The organism is Frateuria sp. Soil773 (genome assembly GCF_001428405.1).
GTDB lineage: Bacteria > Pseudomonadota > Gammaproteobacteria > Xanthomonadales > Rhodanobacteraceae > LMSL01.
In genome coordinates, this window is record NZ_LMSL01000039.1 from 124,237 (window position 1) to 148,434 (window position 24,198).

The 24,198-nt window shown below is 65.7% G+C and carries 28 protein-coding genes; 22 read left to right on the forward strand and 6 right to left on the reverse strand.

Going from position 1 to position 24,198, the window contains the following annotated elements:
- Positions 1-182: 182 nt before the first annotated feature.
- Entirely contained in the window at positions 183-578 is a 396-nt protein-coding gene (locus tag ASG87_RS12490) for a VOC family protein (RefSeq protein ID WP_056005485.1), read from the reverse strand.
- 69 nt (positions 579-647) lie between these two features.
- Positions 648-1,376, reverse strand: a complete 729-nt coding sequence (locus ASG87_RS12495) for a helix-turn-helix domain-containing protein (protein WP_056005487.1) — start codon at positions 1,374-1,376, stop codon at positions 648-650.
- Between the two features lie 119 nt (positions 1,377-1,495).
- Between ASG87_RS12495 and ASG87_RS12500 the strand changes: the two genes are divergently transcribed.
- The 4 genes from ASG87_RS12500 to ASG87_RS12515 all read left to right on the forward strand — a co-directional run bounded on the left by ASG87_RS12500 (position 1,496) and on the right by ASG87_RS12515 (position 4,946).
- The gene (locus ASG87_RS12500) at positions 1,496-2,404 is read left to right on the forward strand and encodes a cation diffusion facilitator family transporter (protein ID WP_056005490.1); all 909 of its coding nucleotides are present in this window, start codon (positions 1,496-1,498) and stop codon (positions 2,402-2,404) included.
- 188 nt (positions 2,405-2,592) lie between these two features.
- Entirely contained in the window at positions 2,593-3,024 is a 432-nt protein-coding gene (locus ASG87_RS12505; RefSeq protein WP_056005493.1) for a YciI family protein, read from the forward strand.
- Between the two features lie 36 nt (positions 3,025-3,060).
- Positions 3,061-3,594 carry an SRPBCC family protein gene (locus ASG87_RS12510; RefSeq protein WP_056005496.1) on the forward strand — a complete coding sequence of 178 codons (534 nt, stop codon included), beginning with the start codon at positions 3,061-3,063 and terminating at the stop codon, positions 3,592-3,594.
- Positions 3,595-3,671: 77 nt separating this feature from the next.
- Positions 3,672-4,946, forward strand: a complete 1,275-nt coding sequence (locus ASG87_RS12515) for an RNA polymerase sigma factor (RefSeq protein WP_056005498.1) — start codon at positions 3,672-3,674, stop codon at positions 4,944-4,946.
- Positions 4,947-5,471: 525 nt separating this feature from the next.
- On the opposite strand, the gene ASG87_RS12520 is transcribed toward ASG87_RS12515, so the two are convergent.
- Together ASG87_RS12520 and ASG87_RS12525 are read right to left on the reverse strand one after the other, a co-directional pair.
- Positions 5,472-5,864: a VOC family protein gene (locus ASG87_RS12520; protein WP_056005500.1), complete on the reverse strand. Its 393-nt coding sequence runs from the start codon at positions 5,862-5,864 to the stop codon at positions 5,472-5,474.
- Complete coding sequence (locus tag ASG87_RS12525; protein ID WP_056005502.1) at positions 5,861-6,259, reverse strand: MmcQ/YjbR family DNA-binding protein; 399 nt, start codon at positions 6,257-6,259, stop codon at positions 5,861-5,863. Before ASG87_RS12525 ends, ASG87_RS12520 begins: the two co-directional genes overlap by 4 nt.
- Before the next feature lie 212 nt (positions 6,260-6,471).
- Here ASG87_RS12525 and ASG87_RS12530 point away from each other — a divergent pair, with 212 nt between their 5' ends.
- The 16 genes from ASG87_RS12530 to ASG87_RS19495 all read left to right on the forward strand — a co-directional run bounded on the left by ASG87_RS12530 (position 6,472) and on the right by ASG87_RS19495 (position 20,217).
- Entirely contained in the window at positions 6,472-7,074 is a 603-nt protein-coding gene (locus ASG87_RS12530; RefSeq protein ID WP_056005505.1) for a GNAT family N-acetyltransferase, read from the forward strand.
- Positions 7,075-7,251: 177 nt separating this feature from the next.
- Positions 7,252-10,959: a transcription-repair coupling factor gene (mfd, locus tag ASG87_RS12535; protein ID WP_056005508.1), complete on the forward strand. Its 3,708-nt coding sequence runs from the start codon at positions 7,252-7,254 to the stop codon at positions 10,957-10,959.
- Positions 10,960-11,413: 454 nt separating this feature from the next.
- Positions 11,414-12,007, forward strand: coding sequence for a hypothetical protein (locus ASG87_RS20195; protein ID WP_157511069.1), 594 nt, complete (start codon positions 11,414-11,416; stop codon positions 12,005-12,007).
- 65 nt (positions 12,008-12,072) lie between these two features.
- Complete coding sequence (locus tag ASG87_RS19475; protein ID WP_082582941.1) at positions 12,073-12,399, forward strand: MazG nucleotide pyrophosphohydrolase domain-containing protein; 327 nt, start codon at positions 12,073-12,075, stop codon at positions 12,397-12,399.
- Between the two features lie 98 nt (positions 12,400-12,497).
- Positions 12,498-12,839: a hypothetical protein gene (locus tag ASG87_RS12540; RefSeq protein WP_056005511.1), complete on the forward strand. Its 342-nt coding sequence runs from the start codon at positions 12,498-12,500 to the stop codon at positions 12,837-12,839.
- 644 nt (positions 12,840-13,483) lie between these two features.
- Positions 13,484-13,786: a hypothetical protein gene (locus tag ASG87_RS12545; protein WP_200949090.1), complete on the forward strand. Its 303-nt coding sequence runs from the start codon at positions 13,484-13,486 to the stop codon at positions 13,784-13,786.
- 106 nt (positions 13,787-13,892) lie between these two features.
- Positions 13,893-14,162, forward strand: coding sequence for a hypothetical protein (locus tag ASG87_RS20200; protein ID WP_157511070.1), 270 nt, complete (start codon positions 13,893-13,895; stop codon positions 14,160-14,162).
- A gap of 9 nt (positions 14,163-14,171) precedes the next feature.
- On the forward strand, positions 14,172-14,660 hold the full coding sequence (locus ASG87_RS12550; protein ID WP_056005514.1) for a TspO/MBR family protein: 489 nt from the start codon (positions 14,172-14,174) through the stop codon (positions 14,658-14,660).
- A gap of 410 nt (positions 14,661-15,070) precedes the next feature.
- The gene (locus ASG87_RS20205) at positions 15,071-15,472 is read left to right on the forward strand and encodes a hypothetical protein (RefSeq protein WP_157511071.1); all 402 of its coding nucleotides are present in this window, start codon (positions 15,071-15,073) and stop codon (positions 15,470-15,472) included.
- Between the two features lie 71 nt (positions 15,473-15,543).
- Positions 15,544-16,290 carry a class I SAM-dependent methyltransferase gene (locus ASG87_RS12555; RefSeq protein ID WP_056005517.1) on the forward strand — a complete coding sequence of 249 codons (747 nt, stop codon included), beginning with the start codon at positions 15,544-15,546 and terminating at the stop codon, positions 16,288-16,290.
- A 217-nt stretch (positions 16,291-16,507) separates the two neighbouring features.
- Positions 16,508-16,903: a RidA family protein gene (locus ASG87_RS12560; protein ID WP_056005520.1), complete on the forward strand. Its 396-nt coding sequence runs from the start codon at positions 16,508-16,510 to the stop codon at positions 16,901-16,903.
- Between the two features lie 109 nt (positions 16,904-17,012).
- Positions 17,013-17,387 carry a VOC family protein gene (locus ASG87_RS12565; RefSeq protein WP_056005523.1) on the forward strand — a complete coding sequence of 125 codons (375 nt, stop codon included), beginning with the start codon at positions 17,013-17,015 and terminating at the stop codon, positions 17,385-17,387.
- Between the two features lie 177 nt (positions 17,388-17,564).
- Positions 17,565-17,774 (forward strand): DUF1737 domain-containing protein, encoded by a 210-nt coding sequence (locus ASG87_RS19485; RefSeq protein WP_082582989.1) that lies wholly within the window; start codon positions 17,565-17,567, stop codon positions 17,772-17,774.
- A 112-nt stretch (positions 17,775-17,886) separates the two neighbouring features.
- Entirely contained in the window at positions 17,887-18,381 is a 495-nt protein-coding gene (locus ASG87_RS12570; RefSeq protein WP_056005526.1) for an N-acetyltransferase, read from the forward strand.
- A 331-nt stretch (positions 18,382-18,712) separates the two neighbouring features.
- A complete protein-coding gene (locus ASG87_RS12575) occupies positions 18,713-19,138 on the forward strand; it encodes a pyrimidine dimer DNA glycosylase/endonuclease V (protein ID WP_056005529.1) in 426 nt (141 codons plus the stop codon).
- 92 nt (positions 19,139-19,230) lie between these two features.
- A complete protein-coding gene (locus tag ASG87_RS19495; protein ID WP_082582943.1) occupies positions 19,231-20,217 on the forward strand; it encodes a hypothetical protein in 987 nt (328 codons plus the stop codon).
- 450 nt (positions 20,218-20,667) lie between these two features.
- Here the strand turns inward: ASG87_RS19495 and ASG87_RS12590 are convergent, their stop codons facing one another.
- Positions 20,668-21,534 (reverse strand): RluA family pseudouridine synthase, encoded by an 867-nt coding sequence (locus tag ASG87_RS12590; protein WP_056005539.1) that lies wholly within the window; start codon positions 21,532-21,534, stop codon positions 20,668-20,670.
- Positions 21,535-21,623: 89 nt separating this feature from the next.
- Here ASG87_RS12590 and ASG87_RS12595 point away from each other — a divergent pair, with 89 nt between their 5' ends.
- The gene (locus tag ASG87_RS12595) at positions 21,624-22,178 is read left to right on the forward strand and encodes a YaeQ family protein (RefSeq protein WP_056005541.1); all 555 of its coding nucleotides are present in this window, start codon (positions 21,624-21,626) and stop codon (positions 22,176-22,178) included.
- A gap of 204 nt (positions 22,179-22,382) precedes the next feature.
- On the forward strand, positions 22,383-22,817 hold the full coding sequence (locus ASG87_RS12600) for an FKBP-type peptidyl-prolyl cis-trans isomerase (protein ID WP_056005544.1): 435 nt from the start codon (positions 22,383-22,385) through the stop codon (positions 22,815-22,817).
- 312 nt (positions 22,818-23,129) lie between these two features.
- Here the strand turns inward: ASG87_RS12600 and ASG87_RS12605 are convergent, their stop codons facing one another.
- A complete protein-coding gene (locus tag ASG87_RS12605; protein WP_056005547.1) occupies positions 23,130-24,125 on the reverse strand; it encodes an LLM class flavin-dependent oxidoreductase in 996 nt (331 codons plus the stop codon).
- Positions 24,126-24,198 lie beyond the last annotated feature (73 nt).

A 24,198-nucleotide genomic window follows, 5' to 3' on the forward strand; every position in this document is an offset into this window, starting at 1 on the left:
CCAAAGGCACTGGATCCCAGCTCTTGCTCCCTTTCGGGGTTCGCCGGGATGACGTTTCATGGAGGGGATACCTTGAGGGCGTGAACAGGCTCTTGCGGAAGATCACCTGGCACGGCGCCACAATCTCACCCTCTCGCGCACCGCTAGCCAGCACGCTGGCGCAACCCTCCCGGCGAAACCGCCTAGCGGTGGAACTGAGCGAACGTCACGAAATGGCCGCCCGGTTCCCGGTAGCCGATCTCGGTGGCGCCGTAAAACGTTTCGTGGCGCGGCGCCACGATCTCGCATTCCTCCAGCGCCGCGGCCAGTGCGTCGATGTCGTCCACCTCCACGAACAGGCAACTGCGGTCGTCCCGCCAGTGCATGTCCGCAGCGTGCGGATCGGCCGCCAGCGCCGCGGTGGTCTGCAGCATCAACTCGACTCCGCCAAGGGCGAGGATCACGAACACCGGGCCATCCTCGCCGGGTACCTCGGCGGTGACCGCGAAGCCCAGCCTGTCGCGCCAGAAGGCGAGGCTGGGGGCGATGGTTTCGACGTACAGCACGGACGTGGCCTTGCGGCAGACGGGCGGCGCCATGGCATGGCTCCTCGATGGATGGAGGCGTCAGCATGCCGCCGGCAAGGCACCCCGTATTGAACGAACGCGTCAGCGCCAGCGCCCCGGCGTGACCCCGGCGAAACGACGGAACTCGCGCACGAAATGCGCCTGGTCGCTGTAGCCCGCGGCCAGCGCGACGTCGGCCGCGCGCGCGCCGGGGCGTTCCAGCAGCCGCCGCGCCTGCGCGAAGCGCAGGTAGCGCAGATGCTGGCGCGGGCTGACGCCGAGGTGATCCATGAAGCGCCGCTGCAAGGTGCGCAGTCCCATGCCGGTCTCCTCGCCCAGCACCGTCGCGGTCGGCAACAGCCGCCGGCCTTGCAGGTGGCGCAGCAGCCGCGCCGTGTCCGAGGACGGCAGCCGCGGCAGCACCGCCAGCAGGCTCGCATCGGCGCGGGCGCAGCGGGCGGCGAAACCGCGATCCCCGCACCAGCCGTCGAGCGGCGGCCGCCAGCGCCGCGCCGGCAGGTCGTCGACGCCGATGGTGCTGTCGGTCAGCAGCGACAGCGGCGCTCCCAGCAGGCCGAACAGGGCGCCGTGGGCGAAGCGGATGCCGAACAGGGCCTGCCGGCCGCCGGACGGCACCTCGATCGCGCGCGTCATGGTGCCGACCCAGCGCATGCGCGGCGGGCTCGCCGCGAAATCGCAGATCAGGTCGGCGCAGCCGTCGGGCAGGATGCGCCGCGCCGACGTCGAGCCGGCGGGCGCGCTGTCGATGCCCCAGTAGGCGGCGACCAGGGTCCGCAACGCGGGGGCCGGCAGGGTTTCGCGGTAGCTCATACCCGCCATCTTGCGCGATGTCGCGCTGTCCGTGCCACGGCCGCACGGCGCGGCAGCGCAGGCACCGGAAGTTCTTTCGCGTGCCCTACACTACGCGGCCAGCACACAGGGAACCGTCCATGTCCGGCCACGCCAATTCGCCGAAAGCCATCTTTCTCGCACTCGGCGCGAACTTCGCCATCTTCGTCGCCAAGCTGGTCGCCGCGGTCGCCACCGGCTCCGGCGCGATGCTGGCCGAGGCGGTGCACTCGCTGGCCGACTGCGGCAACCAGGGCCTGCTGCTGCTCGGCATGCGCCAGGCCAGGCGGCCGCCGTCCGACGACTACCCGCTGGGCTGGGGCCGCGCGATGTACTTCTGGTCGTTCCTGGTGGCGATCCTGCTGTTCAGCGTCGGCGGCATGTTCTCGATCTACGAGGGCGTGCACAAGCTCACCCATCCGGAGCCGCTGAAATGGCCCTGGCTGGCACTGGGCGTGCTGGTGTTCGGCATCGTCGCCGAGGGCGTCTCGATGCGCGGCTGCATGCAGGAAGTGAACAAGGCGCGCGGCCAACAGGGGCTGTGGGAGTGGTTCCGCGAAACGCGTTCCAGCGAGCTGCTGGTGATCTTCGGCGAGGACCTCGCCGCCCTGCTCGGCCTGATGCTGGCGGCGCTGGCGATCGGCGCCACCATGCTCACCGGCAACCTGCTGTTCGACGCGCTCGGCACCGTCGCGATCGGCGTGCTGCTGATCGTGGTGGCGGTGCTGGTCGCGGTCGAGGTGAAGGCGCTGCTGATCGGCCAGGGCGTGGAACCGCGCCGCCGCGCCGAGCTGCTGACCTTCCTCAAGAGCCGCGCCGAGGTCGATGACGTGCTCAACCTGATCACCCTGCAGATGGGTCCGGACGTGATGGTCTCGGTGAAGGCGCGGATGACGCCCACCGCCGACAACCGCGCCCTGATCGAGGCGATCAACACCGTCGAGCGCGCGATGAAGGCGCGTTTCCCGGACGTGCGCTGGAGCTTCTTCGAGCCGGACAACGCCGACTGAGCGGCCGCGGCCGGCCCCGCCCGGCCGCCCGGCGACCTTGTCGCGCGCAGAGCGGCCATCCGGCCGCCGCGGCCGCGTGCCCGCCCATCGCCTCCCTTGTCGATTCCGCGGTTTCCCGTTCGTCGCCCGGATAGAGCGCGGACGGCCGCGGCCGCATTCCCCGCTCGCCACCCGACAGGAGAGACGACATGCGATTCATGGTGATGGTCAGGGCGAACAAGGATTCCGAGGCCGGCATGATGCCGAGCGAGACGCTGCTGGCCGAGATGGGCCGCTTCAACGAGGAACTGGTGAAGGCCGGCGTGCTGCTGGCCGGCGAAGGGCTGCATCCCAGCTCGAAAGGCGCGCGGATCAGGTTCGCAGGCGGCCGGCAACGCGTGATCGACGGCCCGTTCGCCGAAACCAAGGAACTGATCGCCGGCTTCTGGCTGATCCAGGCGAAATCGCTGGAAGAGGCGATCGAATGGATGAAGCGCTGCCCCGCCCCGTTCGAGGGCGGGCAGGAATCGGAGATCGAGATCCGCCGGGTGTTCGAGGCCGAGGACTTCGGCGCCGAATTCACCCCCGAACTGCGCGAACAGGAAGAACGGCTGCGTGCCGAAATCGCGGCAAGGCACTGAACGCACCGCCATGCGCAACCACTGCAAGGAATCCCGATGAATACGCTCACTGCCGTCCTGCTGCTCGTCGCCGTCATCGTCCTCGCCCTGCTCGGCTACGCCGCGGCCCGCCCGGACACGTTCCGGGTCGAGCGCACGATCCACATCGAGGCCGCGCCCGAAACGGTCTTCGCGCAGATCGACGACTTCCGCCGCTGGAGCGCGTGGTCGCCGTACGAGAAGCGCGACCCCGCCATGAAGCGCGCGTTCGACGGCCCAGCCAGCGGCCTGGGCGCCGTCTACGGCTGGAGCGGCAACAACAAGGTCGGCGAGGGACGGATGGAGATCGTCCGTTCGGCGCCGGCGTCGCGGATCGAGATCCGGCTGGATTTCGTCCGCCCGTTCGAGGCCCACAACACCGCCGAATTCACCCTGGCGCCGCAGGCCGGCGGCACCGAGGTCCGCTGGGCGATGCACGGGCCGAGCCCGTACCTGAGCAAACTGATGGGCATCTTCATCGACATGGACAAGATGATCGGCAAGGACTTCGAGACCGGCCTGGCCGGCCTGAAGGCGGTGGCCGAGCGCTGACCGGCGCCCCCTGCCGGCGAGACCGGCCCGCGAGGCCGGCTTGCAAGGCCGGAGGGACGATGGTGTGATCGGTCGCCATGACCGCCACCGACACCCATCGCACCATCGACGCCGTCTGGCGGATCGAATCGCCGCGGCTGATCGCCGGCCTCGCGCGCATGGTGCGCGACGTGGGGCTGGCCGAGGAGCTGGCGCAGGACGCGCTGGTGACCGCACTGGAGCGCTGGCCCGAGACGGGCGTGCCGGACAACCCTGGCGCCTGGCTGATGACCACCGCGAAGCACCGCGCGATCGACATGCTGCGCCGGAACAAGCTGATCGAGCGCAAGCACGAGGAGCTCGGCCACGAACCCGAGGCCGGGCAGGACTGGGCCGACCCGGAGGCGGGCGTGGGACTGGAAGACGACATCGGCGACGACCTGTTGCGCCTGATGTTCACGGCCTGCCATCCCGTGCTGTCCACCGAGGCGCGCGTGGCGCTGACCCTGCGCATGCTCGGCGGGCTCAGCACCGACGAGATCGCCCGCGCCTACCTCGTGCCCGAAGCCACCGTGGCCCAGCGCATCGTGCGCGCCAAGAAGACCCTGACCAAGGCCCAGGTGCCGTTCGAGGTGCCGCGCGGCGCCGAGCGCGCCGAGCGCCTGGCCTCGGTGCTCGAAGTGATCTACCTGATCTTCAACGAAGGCTACTCGGCCACCGCCGGCGACGACTGGATGCGCCCGGGCCTGTGCGAGGACGCGCTGCGGCTGGGCCGCGTGCTGGCCGAGCTGGCGCCGGACGAGCCGGAAGTGCACGGCCTGGTCGCGCTGATGGAGATCCAGGCCTCGCGCGCCAAGGCGCGCACCGGCCCGGACGGCGAGCCGGTGCTGCTGCTGGACCAGAACCGCGCACTGTGGGACCGGCTGCTGATACGCCGCGGGCTGGTCGCGCTCGAACGCGCCGGCAAGCTGGACGGCGCGCTGGGGCCCTACGCCCTGCAGGCCGCCATCGCCGCCTGCCACGCGCACGCCCTGGCGGCCGAGGACACCGACTGGGCGCGCATCGCCGCGCTGTACGCCACCCTGGCCCGGCTGGCGCCCTCGCCGGTGGTGGAACTGAACCGCGCCGTCGCCGTCTGCATGGCCTTCGGCCCCGCCGAGGGCCTCGCCATCGTCGACACGCTGACCGGCGAACCGGCCCTCGCCAACTACCACCTGCTGCCCAGCGTACGCGGCGACTTCCTGAAAAAGCTGGGGCGCCTCGACGAAGCACGCGCCGAATTCGAACGCGCCGCCTCGCTCACCCGCAACGCACGCGAGCGGCAGTTGCTGCGCGAACGGATCGCCGAGTGTTCGGGCGGGTCGGCGGCCTAGGCTGCATGGGCGCGAGCCCTCGCGCCAGCACGGCTTCCTGCGGCAACCGGGCCCGCTCCTCCTGAAAGACCAGCTTCGTCATTCCGGCGAAAACCATGTCCACGGGGACGCATGCTCGTCATCCCGGGCGAAGCCATGTCCACGGGGACGCATGCTCGTCATCCCGGGCGAAACCATGTCCACGGGGACGCATGCTCGTCATTCCGGGCGAAACCATGTCCACGGGAACACATGCTCGTCATTCCGGGCGAAGCCATGTCCACGGGGACGCATGCTCGTCATTCCGGGCGAAACCATGTCCACGGGGACACATGCTCGTCATTCCGGGCGAAACCATGTTCGCGGGGACACATGCTCGTCATCCCGGCGAAGGCCGGGATCCAGCGCCTTCGCACGTTGGCCAGCCCCAAGGCGCTGGATCCCTGCTTTCGCAGGGATGACGGGCCAGGGGCTTTTCGCAAGAGAGGCGCGATCCGGAGTTCCGCATGGAAACCATCCGCCTCCCCACGCCTGGACCGAACTCCCCTACCCCTTCAACTGCAACAGATCCCACCCATTCCCGTAGAGATCCTCGAACACCGCCACCGTGCCGTACGCCTCGTAGCGCGGCTCCTCGCGGAAATGCACGCCCGCGGCACGCATGCGCTGCCAGTCGCGCTGGAAATCGTCGGTGTGCAACAGCAGGAACACCCGGCCGCCGGTCTGGTTGCCGATCCGCGACGACTGCTCCTCGCCCTTCGCCTTGGCGAGCAGCAGCCGCGTCTCGCGCGAGCCCGGCGGCGCCAGCAGCACCCAGCGCTTGCCGCCGCCCAGGTCGGTGTCCTCGACCCGTTCGAAACCCAGCTTGCCGGTGTACCAGGCGATCGCCTCGTCGTAGTCGGCGACCAGCAGGGCCAGGGCCCCGAGATGCTGCTTCATGGCGTGTCCTTTCCGATGGCCGGCAGCGGCCCCAGTTCCGCCTGCCGTTTCTTCGCGAGCTTCGCCCGCACCAGCGCATACGAGCCGAGCACGAAGGCGGCCAGTTCGCCGGTGGCGAAGCGCGCGGGTTCGGCGATCATCACCCAGCGCGCCCGCGCGAGGTAGGGTGCCGGCACGATGCCGGCGCGGTCGGTGAGTTCGAGGAAGCGTTCGTCGGGCACCTTCGCATAGAGATAGGCCGGCCCGCCGCCTTGCGCCGCGGTCATAGCGAACATCTTGCCGTCGACGCTGTACACCAGCCGCGTCTCCCACTTGATGTCGCGCGTGACGCCCGGCCAGTGCCCGCACAAGGCGTCGAGCTGCGCCGCGGTCAAACCCCTGCCCGATCTGCCCATCTGCCTCGCCCACGCTCCGGATCAGCTCCGCATTGTGGATCGGCCGGCCGCGCCTGTCTGCCACCGACAGGCCGGCAGGTCCGGTTGCGCTGCAATATCGCGCCGTCACGGCCTGCCCACGACCGGGCGAACAAACTGCGTCACTACGCCGCGCCGTGCGCCTCAACGACGGGCATGCCATTCATGCTGCAGCGCAAACAATACGCTAAAGTATGGACATGCTCACGAACGCCATCTCCGCCAGGCCCGCCATGTTGCCCCCACGCAGCAAGGATCGTTTCCTCCGTCCCCGCCCGTCCTCGACGCCGCGCGGCGAGACGGTGCAGACGCGCGACGGCCGCAGCCTGACGCTGCGCCCGATCGAGCCGGGCGACGTCGCCGCGATGCAGCGCTGCTTCACCCGCCTGTCGCCGGAAGACATCCGCCGCCGCTTCCTGCACGCGATGTCCGAGCTGCCGGCGCCGATGGCGCAGCGGCTGTGCCAGATCGACCCCGCCTGCGAAACCGCCTACGTGCTGATGGACGAATCGATCAGCCCGGCCGAGATGCGCGGCGTCGGCCGCATCTACGTCGACGAGGCGGCCGACAGCGCCGAATTCTCGGTGCTGGTGGAGCACGACTGGTCCCGGATCGGCCTCGGCGCCCTGCTGATGCAGCGACTGGTCGACGACTGCCGCCGCCGCGGCCTGGCCGAGCTGTGGGGCTACGTGCTGCTGGAAAACCGGCCGATGCTGCAGTTGTGCAAGGAGCTCGGCTTCACCCGACGGATGATTCCCGACGAACCGGGCACGGCGCAGATCATCCTGCGCCTGTAACGGGCACGCACGCCCGCGGAAGCGGCTGCGGCCGCCGTTGCCCGATGACGGGAACGCAGCCGCCATCGCCGCTGACGCCGATGCGGCATGCCCGCCCGATGCGCCGCGCCTATCGCGCTACACTTGCCCGCTTCCCCGGCGCGGCCTGACGTTCGCGCCCCAAGCGCCAGCGTCCCCATGCCCATCCCCGATCCGATTCCGCACCCGCCCCTGCCCACCACGCCGAAGCAGCGCCGCTACTGGACGCCGCCGCACGGCTCCGCCCGCGCCCTGCTGATCGCCGAAGCCGCACGGTCGCACGCCGGCCTGCTGGTGGCGGTGACCCGCGACACGCAGCGCGCCTCGGCGCTGGAGGACGAGCTGCGCATCTTCGCCGGCGGCCTGCCGGTGCTGCACTTCCCCGACTGGGAAACGCTGCCCTACGACGTGTTCAGCCCGCACCCGGAGATCGTCTCGCAGCGCATCGCCACGCTCTACCGGCTGCCGAACGTGAAGCGCGGCGTGCTGGTGGTGCCGGTCGCCACGCTGATGCAGCGCATCGCGCCGCGCTCGCACATCACCGGCTCCGGCCTGGTGATGGCGAAGGGCCAGAAGCTCGACCTGCTCGCCGAGCAGCGCCGGCTGGAAGCGGCCGGCTACCGCAACGTGCCGCAGGTGGCCGAGCCCGGCGACTTCGCCGTGCGCGGCGCGCTGATCGACATCTTCCCGATGGGCACGGCCGAGCCCTACCGCATCGAGCTGTTCGACGACGAAGTGGAATCGATCCGCAGCTTCGACCCGGAAACCCAGCGCTCGCAGCAGACCGTGGACAAGGTCGAGCTGCTGCCCGCGCGCGAGTTCCCGCTCACCGAGGAAGCCGCCAAGGATTTCCGCAGCAACCTGCGCGAGCGCTTCCCGATCGACGTGCGCCGCTGCCCGCTCTACCAGGACATGAAGGAAGGCGTGACGCCCGGCGGCATCGAGTACTACCTGCCGCTGTTCTTCCCCGCGAAGAATCCCCACGCGGGCGTGCGCGGCGCGCAGGAACCGGACACGGGCACCGCCACGCTGTTCGACTACCTCGCCGACGACGCGCTGATCGTGCTGGGCGAAGGCGCCGGCGAGGCCTCAGAGCAGTTCTGGACGCAGACCGCGGAACGCTACGACCAGCGCGCGCACGACATCGAGCGCCCCGTGCTGCCCCCGGCCGAGCTGTACCTGTCGCCGGAGCAGTTGCGCGAACAGCTGAACCGGCGCCTGCGCGTGGAAGTGGTCGAGTCCGGCCACCCGCATGCGGTGAACGCAGGCACCCAGCCCGCACCCGAGCTTCCGCTGAACCGCAAGGGCGAGGAACCGGGCACCTCGCTGCGCCACTTCCTGTCGAGCTATCCGGGGCGCGTGCTGATCGCCGCGGACTCGGCGGGCCGGCGCGAAGCGCTGATCGAGATGCTGGCCGCCGCCGGCCTGAAACCCGGGAACATCGAAAGCTGGCCCGCCTTCGCGGGCGGCCAGGCGAGCCTCGACGACCGACCTGGCCTCGACCGTCACCCTGACCATGGTCGTCATCCCGGCCACGATCGTCATCCCGGCCATGATCGTCATCCCGGCGAAGGCCGGGATCCAGCGACTGCGGATGCCGCAAAGGCACTGGATGCCGGCCTCCGCCGGAACGACGCCTCCCAGCGCACCGACGGCCAGAAAGCCAGCTCCGCCCTCCCCCGCTTCGCCATCACCATCGCCCCCCTGGAACAGGGCTTCGCCCTGACCAGGCCCGCGCTCACCGTCCTCACCGAGCGCGAACTGTTCGGCGAACGCGTGCGCACCGAGCGCAGGCGCCGGCGCGGCGCGGCGCGCGACCCGGAAAGCATCATCCGCGATCTCACCGAGCTGTCGGTGGGCGCGCCGATCGTCCACGTCGACCACGGCGTGGGCCGCTACCAGGGCCTGGTCTCGATGGAACTGGGCGGCATGGAAGGCGAGTTCCTCGTCATCGAGTACGCCAAGGGCGACAAGCTCTACGTGCCGGTGGCGCAGCTCGGCCTGGTCAGCCGCTACTCCGGCACCGCGCCGGAACTGGCGCCGCTGCACTCGCTGGGCGGCGACGCCTGGGAGCGCGCGCGCAGGAAGGCCGCCGAGAAGGTGCGCGACGTAGCCGCGGAACTGCTGGCGATCTACGCCCAGCGCGAGGCGCGCGGCGGCGAGTCGCTGCCGATCGACCGCCAGTTGGTGGAGGAATTCGGCGCCAGCTTCCCGTTCGAGGAAACGCCCGACCAGCAGCAGGCCATCGACGCCGTGCTCGCCGACCTCGCCGCGCCGCGCGCGATGGACCGCGTGATCTGCGGCGACGTCGGCTTCGGCAAGACCGAGGTGGCCCTGCGCGCCGCCTTCGCCGCCGCCACCGCCGGCAAGCAGGTGGCCGTGCTGGTGCCCACTACCCTGCTCGCCCAGCAGCACTACCGCAACTTCGCCGACCGCTTCGCCGACTGGCCGGTGAAGGTGGACGTGCTGTCCCGCTTCAAGTCGACCAAGGAAGTGAACGAGGCGCTCAAGCGCCTCGCCGACGGCCACATCGACGTGATCGTGGGCACCCACAAGCTGCTGCAGCCGGACATCAAGTTCAAGAACCTGGGCCTCGTCGTGGTGGACGAGGAACAGCGATTCGGCGTGCGCCAGAAGGAACGGCTCAAGAAGCTGCGCGCCGAGGTGGACCTGCTCACCATGACCGCCACGCCGATCCCGCGCACGCTCAACATGGCGATGAGCGGCCTGCGCGACCTGTCGCTGATCACCACCCCGCCCGCGCACCGCATGGCCGTGCGCACCTTCATCTCGGTGTGGGACCCGGCGACCATCCGCGAGGCGTTCCAGCGCGAGCTGGCGCGCGGCGGCCAGGTGTACTTCCTGCACAACGAGGTGCAGAGCATCGAGCGCACCGCGCGCGAACTGGAGGAACTGATCCCCGAGGCGCGCATCGGCATCGCCCACGGCCAGATGGCCGAGCGCGAGCTGGAACGGGTGATGGCCGACTTCCACCGCCAGCGCTTCAACGTGCTGGTGTGCACCACGATCATTGAAACGGGAATTGACATTCCTACGGCCAACACCATCATCATCGACCGCGCCGACCGCTTCGGCCTCGCGCAGTTGCACCAGTTGCGCGGCCGCGTGGGCCGCTCGCACCACCGCGCCTACGCCTACCTGATCGTGCCCGACCGCAAGGCGATCACCGCCGACGCGGAGAAGCGCCTGGAGGCGCTGGCCTCGCTGGAGGAACTCGGCGCCGGCTTCACCCTCGCCACCCACGACCTGGAGATCCGCGGCGCCGGCGAGCTGCTGGGCGACGAGCAGTCCGGCCAGATCCAGGAGATCGGCTTCGGCCTCTACACCGAACTGCTCGAACGCGCGGTGCGCGCGCTCAAATCCGGCAAGGTGCCCGACTTCGACCTCAGCTCCGAGCACGAGACCGAGGTGGAACTGCACCTCCCCGCGCTGATCCCCGACGACTACCTGCCCGACGTGCACGCGCGCCTCACGCTGTACAAGCGTATCGCCAGTGCCCGCAACGACGACCAGTTGCGCGACCTGCAGGTGGAAATGATCGACCGCTTCGGCCTGCTGCCCGAACCGACCAAGACCCTGTTCGCGCTGTCCGGCCTGAAGCTGATGGCCACCCCGCTGGGCATCCGCAAGCTGGACTTCGGCGCCAACGGCGGCCGCATCGTGTTCCGCGAGAAACCCGAGATCGACCCGATGGCGATCATCAAGCTGATCCAGAAGCTGCCCCGCGTCTACAAGCTGGACGGCCAGGACAAGCTGAAGATCACCCTCGACCTGCCTGGCGCCACCGAGCGCATCCGCAGTGCGCAGGAAGTGCTGGTGCTGCTGGGCGCGCGACGCTCCAACTGATTCAAGCCCCCCGGCACATCCGCCACCTGTGAGAGCAGCTTCAACTGCGACGATCTTCCGATCCGCCACCAGAACGCAAGGTGTCGCAGCTGAAGCCGTCCCTACCATCGCGCCACGGTGCACCGCGGAAGATATCTCATAACCGTACGCCGGAATCTCAACGATCCAGCGGGCCTGCCGCTACCGATCTACTGCGGTTGAGCACATGCGCGTAAGTCTGCGCCATGTGCCTCAACAACTCCTGCACCGTATCAATGCAGCTTGGTAGGTAGGCACCGTGCAGGACTGGCCCAGGATTCCATAGAGGTATATGCCTGGCTTATCCGGCGGAGCCATAGTCGAAACACATTTGACGCGACCACCCACTTCAGTGAAATATGACAATTCGTTCGAGACGGACGGCTTCGTCGCCACTTAACTCCAGCGCCAGGATTTAGTGAAGGGATTTCGCCATATGAGCAATTGGTTCGAAAACAACCAAACAAAGTCGGTCATCCTCTATACGATTCTCGTGGCTGGCACGACATGGACTATTTTCAATGTGCTCCTCGACGACAAGAAGCTTGCATCCGCAAAGGCAGAAGTAGATCAGTACAAGGCAAAGACCGAGGTTCTCGAGGCCCAGATTTCACAACTCAAAGACGAGAACCAGAAATACCGGAGCTGGCTTGCAGAAACTCCAGGAACGATTCCATATTTTGAATCGGAAATCGCCAAGGCCAAGGAACTGACTTTGTCTGTAAAGGCCGCGATACCAACAGTCGAGCCCAACATATCCACCGCTGAGGGTAGAGCGGCTGTTCTTACCCGCGGAGAATCGTTGGCCGACCCTGTAACCGGCGCCATCGTCGGAGTGGGAACGTTCCATCCAGATTTTACGGTGGATATAAACATTACGACTCCGGACGGAAAGACTCAGTCACACCCAAGCTCAAAGGCAGGTGAAGTATGGGATTTCAGCTACAAATCCGCCCAGTATCGAATCACTCTCTCACGGTCAGACTGGTATAAGAACGAGGCCACCGTGTCACTTAGAGAGCTCAATTGAGTGACCCGACATCAAAAGGCGGAGCAGCCTCGTTGCGACTCAACTCAACGTTGCGTGCAATCAACATGAAGCTCAGTGATCTCGAAGAGTCAGCACTACAGCTAAACAAGCTCTATGAACAGCTTGAGGTCAAGAGGTATGGGCGCATCTGGACCACCGAAGAACTTGCGCTTGGTTTCGTAGGGGACGTAGGCGATCTGGCAAAGCTGATCCAGGCAAACGCCGGCATCCGAAATATTGACGACTGCAAAGCTAAACTTGGCCATGAATTGGCGGACTGTTTATGGTCGATTATCGTTCTTGCAAACAAGTGCGACATTGACCTGGGAGCGGAGTTTGCCAGAAACATCAAAGATCTGACCGAATATGTATCTGGCGAGCTAGGCACATAAAATTCGTTCAAGCCGATGCCACTCCGCGGCGCGGCTTAATTCCGGCACTGGGCAGCACACAAGCCTCATGACCGTCACCAATCCCCAGGAGGAGCACCATGGCGAAGTACCTGATCTCCTTTCCCAGCGCAGCAATGGTTGTGCCCGATGGTGAGTTGGGGACGGTAGGCCGCGACGCGCATGCTGTGATTGACGAGGCGAAAGCCGCTGGCGTGTACGTCTTCGGTGGCGGAATCGACGAAAGTGTACCGCCCGTGCTCGTCTCGGCCGACGGCGCAGTCGCAATGGGCGGCTATCCTTGGGCGCCCACACTTGACGGCGGCTTCACCGTACTGGAATTGCCTTCGCGCAACGAGGCTGTCGCGTGGGCTGCGCGCATCGCCAAGGCTTGTCGCTGCGATCAAGAGTTGCGCGTCTTCGGGTTCGATCCGCAGTCCTGAAGGCCGAGCCGGAATGACGGGCAAGCGCGGCTTAGTTCAAGCGTCAGACCGCACGTAGCACGTAGAGGGTGCCATGCTCATAGGTTCATGCCATTGTGGGGCTGTAAAGATCCAGGTCCCGTACAAGCCACGACGCCTCACAAGCTGCAATTGCTCAATCTGCCGCCGCCATGGTGGCATCTTCGGCTACTACGACAAGAGCAGGGTGAAAATCACTGCTCGCAGAAGTGCACTGGACCGTTACGTTTGGGGCGACAAATGCCTTGTGCTTTGCAGATGCGCCACCTGCGGCTGCGTGACCCATTGGGAGCCCATCGATTGCGCCAGCAACAGGATGGGCGTCAACTTCCGCAACTTTGACCCGACCGTGATCGAGTCAACCCGGGTTCGGAGATTTGATGGCGCGAATACCTGGAAGTTTCTGGACTAAGCGGCGCACGGTCATACGGTGGTGCGCGTGCATGCTGAACAATGGCAGAAAGAGCCATCCATAGCTTAAGCTGGCCCAACAAGGCGCCGCAGCCGACCGCCATCCCGCTACTCGGCCTGTCGCCTGCGGAGCCCATGAGGCGCCCGACAATTCGCTCAAGGCAGACGCTACCGACACCGTTAGCTCAAACGTTAGACGCCAAGAGGTGAGCTCGATGAACATGGCAGCCAACCGATTCATAGCGCACAACAGCGTTTTCGCCTGGATTGCCCTGGTGTCGTGCGCCCTCTTGCTCATCCCGCTTGGCGCCATGCAGTTCACTACTGAAGTCAACTGGGGGACCGCGGACTTTATCGTAATGGGCGTCCTTCTTTTTGCTGCTGGCTCGGCATTTGTGCTCGTCGCGAGGAAGGTCTCTTCCAGGCACCGGCTGCTAGTCGGCGCCCTGGTCTTCGCTGCGTTCCTCTACGTCTGGGCGGAACTTGCGATCGGTGTTTTTACGAATATCGGCAACTGAGCTTCCTTGCGGGTCCGGGCGGAACGCTGTCGCCCGACATTGCTCCAGGCCAACGGCCTCGCCGCACTTAACTCAGGCGCTAGCTGCCATGGGCACGGAGTCGCAAGTGATCGCAATCTTCGACAACGACGACACCGAGTACGCCATGTGGATTTCGGCTTACCCCGAGAGCTACGTCGTCAACATGCGACGTGGTTACTCACCGTCGTACATGGTGCCGCATCATGGTCGTCGTCCAACGGTCAGCCCCGTCACATCACTTCGGGCGTTTGCCCTTGCTGTCGCAAGGCAGCCTTCGAGCAAACGCCCGACAACGCACAAGCGGGTGCGCCGACACGCGCTGCCCAACTCCAGCGTCAGGCAACACGAGGAGTGAATCGTGGCTTTGTCAAAAGGCAAGCAGATCACTGGTTTGGTTGCATGGCTTGCGGTCAGTTTCATCGCCGCTGCCATCGGCGCCGCTGCGTCAGTGCAGGCCGGCCCGTTCTATACACGGCTCGCGCGCCCGCAATGGGCCCCGCCACCCGACCTGTTCGGCCCCGTCTGGACCGTCCTGTACGCGCTCATGGGTATTGCGGCGTGGCTGGCCTGGCGTGCCGGAGGGTTCCGGACCTCGCGGACGGCCCTCAGTCTGTTTCTGGTGCAGCTTGTGCTCAATGCGATCTGGAGCTGGCTGTTCTTCGGTTGGCACCTGGGCGCCTTGGCCTTCGCGGACATCGTGCTGCTTTGGGTGCTTGTCATCGCAACTCTTGTTGCGTTCTGGCGTATCAAGCCATTGGCAGGCATGTTGCTCGTCCCATACCTGCTCTGGATCAGCTTCGCTTCCGCGCTCAACCATGCAGTGTGGCAACTCAATCCGCGGATCCTGGGTTAGCGGATGGTATTGCCCAATCACTCACTCAAGCAGACGCCGCTAAACGGCAAGGCTTGACTCAGGTGCCAGATCGCAGACATGCCCTTGAAGAATCCCGTTACCTTTACGATTCTGGTGCTTGCTGTACTGATTGGTGCAAGCATCGTCACGTATGTCTATGGCTTTCCACTGCTGGAAGGATCCCGGATAGGTTGCCAGGTCGGTGGCGGCGTAAGGTCTTTTGGTTGCTCTACATCATTCGGGACATTCATGATCTGGGTCGTTCTCGCAACCGGCTTAGCAATCGGCGCCATCTGGAGCAAGTTTGGTCGGCAGTAGACAGGCGCTCGGCCTCGCCAGGTTTGCGGCCTGGCAATTCGTTGAAGACAGAAGGCTACGATGCCGCTTAATTCCGGCGTTGGAAGGTGAACATGAAATTCCATGTGGCGGCGAGAGCCTTGCTCTTGGGACTCGTAGCAGTGCCGGTGCATTCGGAGAGTGCGACGATGAGCGGAAAGCCACTCACGGGAACGTGGGTGATGTGTCAAGACCCCGACCATTCACCCCCGGATTCTTTGACATTTCATCCAGAGGGTTACGGCTTCGAGCATCGTCCAGACAAACCGAAATATCCTTTTCTATTCAAGGAAACGGGTGAAAAATTATTGCTACTCGTGAACGCAAGGGGAGACCTGATACAGATACATATGATGGTCAATCCTGCTCGCACGCGCCTGTTTCTGAAGAGCGATAAAACTGGCAGCGAATCATTTTACGTACGTCAAGGGCAGGAAAAAGAAAATTCCTGCAGCACCTGGCAACCTCACTTCTGACAGTTCGTCCAAGCAGACGCCATACCGGCGCCGCTCGACCCTAGCGCCAAGCGAGATAGCATCCCCAAGCAATGCCGCAGAACATCTACGACAACGTTGCGTTCTTTGATCTCTACTCCCAGCTCGATCGCTCCGTGCAAGGACTGTCCGGGGCGCCGGAATGGCCGGCGCTTCAGTCCTACTTGCCGCCGATGGAGCATCTGCGCGTCCTCGATCTCGGCTGCGGCTTCGGTTGGTTCAGCCGCTGGGCCGCAGATGCCGGCGCGGCATCGGTCCTCGGCGTCGATCTGTCGGAGAGGATGCTGTCGCGGGCAAGATCGGAGGAAAGCGACGGGAGTATCGAGTACCTCAAGGCCGACCTTGACTCCATCGAACTCGCCCCAGACAGGTTCGATCTTGTGTTCAGCTCGTTGGCGCTCCATTACGTGAAAGATCTCGCATCGCTTTTCAATAAGATCCATCGCAGCCTGCGCGGAAACGGCCGCCTCGTCTTCTCTGTCGAGCACCCCATTCTTCTCGCCCCGAGTGACCCGGGATGGAAGAAGCTGGAATCGGGCTCCACGATCTGGCCGCTGGACGGGTACCTGGACGAAGGGCCGCGCACAGTGAACTGGCTGGTGAACGGTGTCGTCAAGGAACACCGGACAGTCGCCTCCTACTTGAATCTGCTCATAGGCAGCGGTTATCTGTTGCGCGCACTAGAAGAGTGGGGGCCGTCGCAAGCGCAGATCATGGAACACCCCGAATGGAGCCTTGAGCGGAATCGGCCTTATTTTCTGCTTGTGTCAGCGCAACGCGGTCAAGACAGTGTCGCCTGACAATCCATTCATGCCGATGCCGCGCGGCAAGGATTGGTTCAAGGGTCAGGCGGGGTTCGATGTTGCAGCATGATCTGTTTTTCGAGCGTCGATTTCGCAAGGCCGCCCCGCCTGCCTAACGGATCGTTCGAGGCGGGCGGCAGCACGGACGCTCAATTTCGGCGCCAAGCCCTTGGCGCCTTGTCGGTTTCGAGGCAAGTCGAAGGAGAAGGCATCAATGACCCTTACGCGCATCAATCCCAGCGATCTACCGCCTCAGCAAACCTACACTCAGGTCGTCGTCGCGACGGGTAGCCGATGGGTGTTTGTGTCGGGCCAGGAGCCCGAAGACATCAACGGCAATCTCGTTGGGCATGGCGATCTTGCGGCCCAGGCACGGCAGGTGTACGCCAACCTCGGTCGCGCACTTGCCGCTGCCGGCGCCGGACCGGAACAGGTCGCCAAGATCACCATCTACGTCGTCGATTACGAACGGGACAAGTGCTTGCCGATTATCGAAGCGGCCCGGAAAACGCTGTTCGGGGATCACAAACCGGCAGACGTAGTGCTCGGCGTAGCCTCGCTTTCTCCAGGCTACCTGATCGAGGTTGATGCGATCGCGGTCATTGATTGATCGCTGGCCGCCCTCCAACGATCCATCCAGGCCCAGCCTGCACAAGCCCTGGCAATTCGTTCAAGGCGGACGGCTGCGCCGCCGCCCAACTCCAGCGCGGGATTTCCCTATGAACACACTCGGCAAGCTCAGCCACATCGCCCTGATTGTCCGCGATCCGTCCCGCACGGCATCGCTGTTTGCGGAAGTCTTCCGCGCAAGGACCGTTCGACGCACCGACGAGGACGGGCATGACGAAAGTCACGTGCAGCTTGGCGATACGTGGTTCGTGCTCGTCGAGGCCGACGTGGAGCGTCCTATAACGGGCGATCACATCGCTTTTCTCGTATCGCGGCCCGCACTGGCCGAAACAGCGAAGAAGCTGGAGGCGATGGGGCACGAGTACCACCTGGCCAGATCGGACACCGCGCTCTATTTCCAGGACTTCGACAACCATGTGTTCGAGCTCGATACGGTCGGCATGGAGGCAGAGTTGCGCGAGTGAACTAGCCGTTCGCCCTCCATCGCCTGGGGAGCCTCGAAGACCATTGCCTTTCCTGCCGGAGCAACTCAGAGTGGCGCCTGAAATTGCTCGGCCTCGGCAGGCAGCCCCGCTCAAGGCAGGCCGCTTCGCTGCCATTCAACTCAAGCGTTGGACTTCGGCCAACAAGTATGCGAGATCATGACGAAACCACCCGACAACCTGCCGATCTACCGAGTCCTCACCGGCCCAGACGATGCAGCCTTCTGTCATCGTGTCAGCGATGCCCTGGCTCTCGGATACAAATTGTTCGGATCGCCGTCCTGCACATTCAACGGCAGCGATGTCATCTTGGCGCAAGCCATCGTTTGGCCGAGCGCAGAGGCATCCATCGCAAACGCTGGCAGTTGATTTTCCGCGCAACCCACTTACTCCCATCCCGGTGCGGCGGCGCCCGGCTGCTCGTTCAAGGCGGACGATCCCGCCGCCACCCGGCTTCAACGTCGGCCATCCGCAAATCTCCATGCATATTCGACAGGCCACTCCCGACGATCTCGAGGCAATGTGGAGCATCTTCCGGTCGGTCGTGGCGACCGGAGACGCCCTGCCCTTCCCGGACGATTTCAGCCGGGAGACATTCCGCGAGCACTGGTTCGGCACGCAGACGGCGCAGGTGGCCGTGACGGAAGCCGGCGTTGCCGGCATGTACAAGATCGGGGCCAACTATCCAGGCCTCGGTTCCCACGTGGCGAGTGCCACTTACGTGGTGAGCCCCGCGGCGCAAGGGAAAGGCATCGGCCGCGAGCTTGTGAATCACAGCCTTGCCCTGGCCCGGGATGCCGGTTTCATGGCGATGCAGTTCAACTACGTGGTGAGCACGAATGCACCGGCCGTCGAGCTGTACAAGAAGCTTGGCTTCGCAATCGTCGGCACGCTGCCCAAGGCCTTCCGGCACCGGAAACTCGGCCTGGTCGATGCCTATGTCATGTTTCGGCTCCTGCAGCCGCCGGGTGCTTGACGGTTCGTTCAAACGAAACGGGCATGGCAGGGCGCCGGCTCCGTATGCACACGGTCGCCATCGGGCCTGGCGGCGTTTTCGGCCCGGTGCACGACCACAAGGACCGAGCGGGCATCGTCTACGTACTGCAAGGGACGAGCGCCGACCACCGGAACGGAACCGCTACGGGCCATGGGCCGGGAGTGGGCTGGCCGAGGACAGGGACACTGTGCGGTGACGCTGCCGGAAAACGCCTCCGGCCCCTGAAGCCGATGCACGCCTTCGACCTGCCCCACCCGCGAAGACGCCTGATAGGCTGCCCTGGACATCCACTCCCCCCACGCCGGACCGCATGCGACTCTGGACCCTGCACCCCAAGTACCTGGACCCCCAAGGCCTGGTCGCGCTTTGGCGCGAAGCGCTGCTGGCCCGCGCCGTGCTTCGGGGCAAGACGGTGGGCTACCAGCGGCATCCGCAACTGGAACGCTTCAAGGCGCACGGGTCTCCCCGCCTCGCCATCAATGCCTATCTCGCCGGCGTCCACGACGAGGCCGTGGCCCGCGGCTATGCGTTCGACCGCTCCAAGATCGGCCCGGTGCAGCCGGTTGTCCCCATCGCCGTCGCCACCGGCCAGATCGAGCACGAGTGGAATCACCTGCTGCAGAAACTGGCCCGCCGCAGTCCCCTGCTGTATGCCAGCCACCGCGACCTCGTCCCCGTCTGCCATCCCCTGTTCGTTCCCGAACCCGGCCCGGTGGCATCGTGGGAGCGGGGGTAATAACGACGCTTCGACGCTCTTCCAACCCGGCTCGACATCCGGCCGCGGTCGGTTCGACGCCCCCGATGGGAACAACATAGGCCAATGGCTCCGTGAACAAACAGCTGGCCGACCTGATTAGCGATTACCAGGCGAAGGTCCATGAGGCCTTGGTACTCATGCATCGGTCCGGTATCCGGATGCCGGCTTCAAACCTGCGATGGATTAAAAACGGCATCCCGCAAAACGGCCTGCTTGATGGCGACATTGCGTACGTCAAGCATGGCATCGGATGCACGGTCTATCTCCCCGATGGAGAGGTCGATTTTGATTTCGGAAGGCTCGGAGAGATCAATGGATTCGACGCATGGCGTCTGTCCCACTTTGCCGGCGAAAAATTGTCGACATACGGCTTCGAGAGCCGAGATACTCTCGAGAGATGCTTCGAGGCGGCAGTCTCTGAAGGGCATCTGGTTCACTCGGACGATTCTCTCTTCTACGTCGCGAACCTTGCGCGCGCACTTGCCATTGACATCGACAGCAGCTTGCCTGGCGACAATCTCCCTGCCCGCAATCTGGACATCGTGCTGGTACTTCATAGCCATTATTTCCAGGCTGCCGAGCTGATGCTCGAGAACTACGACAACCTCTACCGAAAATGGAAGAAGAACAATTCCTTGAGTCATCGGAAGGTCGTCGAACTGCGAATCTACATGTCCTCCTGGCTAGGCTTCCTTGCCGTGACATGCGAAGGTTTCGAGAATCTCGGAATGCACCTTCTCCTGCACGATAGTCGTCCGGCAGCCTTTGAAGAATTGATTCCAAAGAGCGATGCCGTGGGAAAACTGATCAAAAGGCACCGCAATCCGCTTCGGGAGTTCCGGAACAAGACGTTTCATCTCCGGAAAGACCCTGAGGCAATCCGACGCTTCTTCGATCCCGATGCAAACAGGCTTACGTGGGCTCGTGAATTGCACGATGCATTTGAAGATTTTTTCTCCTCTTATCGCTTCCAGTGCGAAGTCCATTACGCGGACAATGGACGACGAGGCGAACTGCGCGTCAAGCGAGAACCTCCCCAACGATACTCGATATGGTGAGTTGACCGCCAAGCCAAACGGCCGGAGCCGGGAGGATCTGGCGGCCTTTCGCATCGACCGGAAGATCGTCATCAAGACCATCGACTTTGAAGCTTCGCTTACCCGGAAAGCGGACATCGGCGGCAGGCCGCTCTTGCCGAAACCGGCCAGTCGATTCCTCGGGCCGTCGCTGCTGGCGGGCCCGGTACTCCCGCGGCGATGGTGGCCAGGCACGATCGCGGCAGCAGCCAACTCGCCGGCGATGTTGGGCCGATTAGCCGTCGGCCGCGGTCGATTTCGCTGGCGACCCAGGTCAGTTGCTGTGGCAATCGCGCAAAGGCTGTCGGCGTTTGCAAAACTGCCGCACGACACGACACGACTGCCATGCACCATGTCTCCATGGCAGACGCGGCCTGGTCCGTAGCCGGCCGAAATGCCGGCCAGCGCCGATCAAGGGAATCGCCCCCAAGCCTACAGGTCGAGCCTGCTGACGAACTCGCGCGCCTCGCCATTGACCGGATCGACGAAGGCCAGCCCGCGCGCGAGCAGCTTCAGCGGCCGCGCATGGTCGTCGTCCGCCTCGGCCTGCAGGTCCGGATAGAAGCGGTCGTTGAGGATGGGCGCGCCCAGCGCCGCCATGTGCACGCGCAACTGGTGCTTGCGGCCGGTAACCGGATGCAGCGCGTAGCGCCAATACGCGTCGCCGCGCCGCACTACCTCGATGCGCGTCTCGCTGTTCGGCCCGCCGGGGGCTTCGCGCATGCGGAAGAACGGCTCTCCCGGCACCAGCCGGCTGCGGCGCACCAGCGGAAAGGCGCCGTGCGGCATGGCCGGCGCCAGCGCCTCGTAGCGCTTGGCGATGCGCCGCTGCGGGAACAGCGCCTGGTAGGCGCCGCGGGTCGCCGGGTTGGCGGAGAACATCACCAGCCCGGCGGTGGCGCGGTCGATCCGGTGCAGAGGCACCAGTTGCGGGTTGCCGAGCCGGCGGATCAGCCGCGCCAGCAGGGTCTCGCGCACGTAGCTGCCGGCCGGCACCACCGGCAGGAAATGCGGCTTGTCCGCCACCACCAGGTGCTCGTCGGCATGCAGCACGTTTTCCTCGAACGGTATCGGCACCTCCGCCGCCAGTTCGCGGAAGTAGTGCACGCGCAGGCCGATGCGATACGGCGCGTCGGCCGCGATGGCGCACCCTTCGGCGTCCAGCACGCGGCCGCGCGCCATCCGGTCCAGCCATTGCGTGCGGTCGATCGCGGGAAACCGCGCGCACAGGGCGTCGAGCACGGTGGTCCACGGCCCGGGCGGCAGGTGTACGGTGCTGGCGGCGGTGGCTGGCGTCATCGGGAGTCCTGCACGGCGAGGCGGCAGCTTAACCCCATGGCGGCCGCCGCCCGCCGTAGAATGCGCGATTGTCCTACGGAAAACCGCACATGGCCCTCAACGCCACGATCCACAAGGCCGAGCTTTCGGTCAGCGACATGGACCGGCACTACTACGCCACCCATGCGCTGACCCTGGCGCGGCATCCGTCGGAAACCGAGGAGCGGCTGATGGTGCGCCTGCTCGCCTTCGCGCTGTACGCCGACGAGCGGCTGGAATTCGGCAAGGGCATCAGCGACGAGGACGAGCCGGCGCTGTGGCGCAAGGCCTATACCGACGAGATCGAGCTGTGGATCGAGCTGGGCCAGCCGGACGAGGCGCGCATCCGAAAGGCCTGCGGCCGCGCGCGGCAGGTGGTGGTGTTCACCTACGGCGGCCGCGCGGCGGACATCTGGTGGGACAAGGCCGGCAATGCGCTCACCCGCAACGACAACCTCAGCGTGCTGGACATCGACGAGGCCAGCGTGCGTGCGCTTGCCTCCCTGTGCGACCGCGGCATGCGCCTGCAATGCCTGATCCAGGACGGCGAGGTGCAGTTGATCGCCGGCGACACCACGCTGGCGATCCGTCCGCGCGCACGCATGGGCGAGTATGCGGTCGCCTGAGTCCGTGTTCCTCGTGGAAGCGGATTCGTCCGCCGCGTCCCGACCGGATTCCGGCATAGCCGACACCGCTACGCGACGACGATGCGTGCGGACGGCGAACGCGTCCCCCGCATGAAGTCCCACCACGCACCGGCCATGCCCGCGCGCACCGGTGTATTCCCTTCTTCTTCCCCTCGCGGAATTCCCCGACATCCGGAGTTGCGTATGCGCTGGCTGCTTCCCCTGTTCGCCCTGCTCGCGCTGGCCGCCTGCGGCGGTGCGCCCAAGCCGTACGAAGGCGGCAAGGTCGACCGGCTGACCAAGATCGACCAGAAGATCGGCACCGGCGCCGAAGCCAGGCCCGGCATGCAGGTGCTGGTGGACTACACCGGCTGGCTGTACGAGCAGAAGGCGGCGGACAAGCGCGGCGCGAAGTTCGACAGCTCCCACGACCATGGCGCGCCGTTCGCCTTCACGCTGGGCCAGGGCCGGGTGATCCAGGGCTGGGACGAAGGCGTGGCCGGCATGCGCGTGGGCGGCAGGCGAACCCTGCTGATCCCGTCGGAGCTGGGCTACGGCGCGCGCGGCGCCGGCCGCGACATCCCGCCGAACGCCGCGCTGGTGTTCGAGGTGGAACTGCTGGACGCGACGCCGCACTAAAAACCTGTTCAAAGTCTCCCGGGCATTCCTACGAAGCGTCATCCCAGCGGCTCTCAACGGCCGAAGGGCCGGTCAAGCTGGAGGTGCTTTTCAACAGCCGAAGGGCTGGTCATCCAGCGCCTCTGGATTTGGGGAAGGAAAAGTCGCTGGATTCCTGCTCTTGCCCCTTTTCGGGGTTCGCAGGAATGACGAGCGGGGGGCGTGAGGGTATTCCAGTCCGACAGGAAGACTTTGAACAGGCTCCAAGGGCGAGCCACCTCCAGTCGCCCGTGCGGCGCGCGCAAGGAATTCCCCGTGCGCGCCGGCCGGGGCTCAGGCGCCGGACAACGCGGCGCGCGCGGCCATCGCCAGCTCGAACGAATACCGGCGCGCCGCATGGTCGAACACGTTCGCGGTAATCATCAGCTCGTCCGGCCGGTGCCGCGCGACGAACGCGGCCAGCCCGTCCCGCACCGTCGCCGGGCCGCCCACCACGGCGCAGGCCAGCGCCTGCTCCACGCCGAACTTCTCCACCGGAGTCCAGTACGTCTCGATGTCGTCGATCGGCGGCGGGATCAGCCCCGGCCGGCCGCGGCGCAGGTTGATGAAGCTCTGCTGCTGGGTGGTGAACAGCCGGCGCGCCTTGGCGTCGCTGTCGGCGGCGACCACGTTGATGCCGAGCATCGCGTAGGGCGCGGCCAGCCGTGCCGACGGGCGGAAGTCGCGGCGGTACAACGCCAGCGCCTCGTCCATCGCATCCGGCGCGAAGTGCGAGGCGAACGCGAACGGCAGGCCCAGCTCGGCAGACAGGCGCGCGCTGAACAGGCTGGAGCCGAGCAGCCACACCGGCACCTCGATGCCCGCGCCCGGCACCGCACGCACCGCCTGGCCGGGCCGGGCCGGCTCGAAATAGCCGAGCAGCTCGCGCACGTCGTTCGGGAACGCGTCGGCGCTGTCGAAGTAGCGGCGCAGCGCGCGCGCCGTGGGCTGGTCGGTGCCGGGCGCGCGGCCCAGGCCCAGGTCGATGCGTCCCGGATACAGCGACGCCAGCGTGCCGAACTGCTCGGCCACCTGCAGCGGCGCGTGGTTGGGCAGCATGATGCCGCCGGCGCCGACGCGGATGGTCGAGGTGCCGCCGGCGACGTGGCCGATCAGCACTGCGGTCGCCGCGCTGGCGATGCCGGGCATGTTGTGGTGCTCGGCCAGCCAGTAGCGCGTGTAGCCCAGCCGTTCGCCCAGTTGCGCCAGGTCGAGCGTGTTGCGGAAGGCCTGGGTGGTGTCGCTGCCCTCGGTCACCGGGGCCAGGTCGAGGATGGAAAACGGGATCATGGGGAGTCTCTGCAAAGCGCCGACTCCCTCAGTTGGGGACGGATCGGCCGATTGCCAGCCGCCGCAGCGCCTA

Bases quoted from the DNA above. Each gene is read 5' to 3' on its own strand.
- ASG87_RS12565 (WP_056005523.1), top strand. From the start codon at position 17,013: ATGAACACACTCGGCAAGCTCAGCCACATCGCCCTGATTGTCCGCGAT.
- ASG87_RS12555 (WP_056005517.1), top strand. From the start codon at position 15,544: ATGCCGCAGAACATCTACGACAACGTTGCGTTCTTTGATCTCTACTCC.
- ASG87_RS12570 (WP_056005526.1), top strand. From the start codon at position 17,887: ATGCATATTCGACAGGCCACTCCCGACGATCTCGAGGCAATGTGGAGC.
- ASG87_RS12530 (WP_056005505.1), top strand. From the start codon at position 6,472: ATGGACATGCTCACGAACGCCATCTCCGCCAGGCCCGCCATGTTGCCC.
- ASG87_RS12505 (WP_056005493.1), top strand. From the start codon at position 2,593: ATGCGATTCATGGTGATGGTCAGGGCGAACAAGGATTCCGAGGCCGGC.
- ASG87_RS12500 (WP_056005490.1), top strand. From the start codon at position 1,496: ATGTCCGGCCACGCCAATTCGCCGAAAGCCATCTTTCTCGCACTCGGC.
- ASG87_RS12560 (WP_056005520.1), top strand. From the start codon at position 16,508: ATGACCCTTACGCGCATCAATCCCAGCGATCTACCGCCTCAGCAAACC.
- ASG87_RS19485 (WP_082582989.1), top strand. From the start codon at position 17,565: ATGACGAAACCACCCGACAACCTGCCGATCTACCGAGTCCTCACCGGC.
- ASG87_RS12605 (WP_056005547.1), bottom strand. From the start codon at position 24,125: ATGATCCCGTTTTCCATCCTCGACCTGGCCCCGGTGACCGAGGGCAGC.
- ASG87_RS12525 (WP_056005502.1), bottom strand. From the start codon at position 6,259: ATGGGCAGATCGGGCAGGGGTTTGACCGCGGCGCAGCTCGACGCCTTG.
- ASG87_RS12490 (WP_056005485.1), bottom strand. From the start codon at position 578: ATGGCGCCGCCCGTCTGCCGCAAGGCCACGTCCGTGCTGTACGTCGAA.
- ASG87_RS12540 (WP_056005511.1), top strand. From the start codon at position 12,498: ATGGCGAAGTACCTGATCTCCTTTCCCAGCGCAGCAATGGTTGTGCCC.
- ASG87_RS12515 (WP_056005498.1), top strand. From the start codon at position 3,672: ATGACCGCCACCGACACCCATCGCACCATCGACGCCGTCTGGCGGATC.
- ASG87_RS20195 (WP_157511069.1), top strand. From the start codon at position 11,414: ATGAGCAATTGGTTCGAAAACAACCAAACAAAGTCGGTCATCCTCTAT.
- ASG87_RS12590 (WP_056005539.1), bottom strand. From the start codon at position 21,534: ATGACGCCAGCCACCGCCGCCAGCACCGTACACCTGCCGCCCGGGCCG.
- ASG87_RS12520 (WP_056005500.1), bottom strand. From the start codon at position 5,864: ATGAAGCAGCATCTCGGGGCCCTGGCCCTGCTGGTCGCCGACTACGAC.
- ASG87_RS12575 (WP_056005529.1), top strand. From the start codon at position 18,713: ATGCGACTCTGGACCCTGCACCCCAAGTACCTGGACCCCCAAGGCCTG.
- ASG87_RS20205 (WP_157511071.1), top strand. From the start codon at position 15,071: ATGAAATTCCATGTGGCGGCGAGAGCCTTGCTCTTGGGACTCGTAGCA.
- mfd (WP_056005508.1), top strand. From the start codon at position 7,252: ATGCCCATCCCCGATCCGATTCCGCACCCGCCCCTGCCCACCACGCCG.
- ASG87_RS12595 (WP_056005541.1), top strand. From the start codon at position 21,624: ATGGCCCTCAACGCCACGATCCACAAGGCCGAGCTTTCGGTCAGCGAC.
- ASG87_RS12495 (WP_056005487.1), bottom strand. From the start codon at position 1,376: ATGAGCTACCGCGAAACCCTGCCGGCCCCCGCGTTGCGGACCCTGGTC.
- ASG87_RS12600 (WP_056005544.1), top strand. From the start codon at position 22,383: ATGCGCTGGCTGCTTCCCCTGTTCGCCCTGCTCGCGCTGGCCGCCTGC.
- ASG87_RS19475 (WP_082582941.1), top strand. From the start codon at position 12,073: ATGAAGCTCAGTGATCTCGAAGAGTCAGCACTACAGCTAAACAAGCTC.
- ASG87_RS12510 (WP_056005496.1), top strand. From the start codon at position 3,061: ATGAATACGCTCACTGCCGTCCTGCTGCTCGTCGCCGTCATCGTCCTC.
- ASG87_RS12545 (WP_200949090.1), top strand. From the start codon at position 13,484: ATGAACATGGCAGCCAACCGATTCATAGCGCACAACAGCGTTTTCGCC.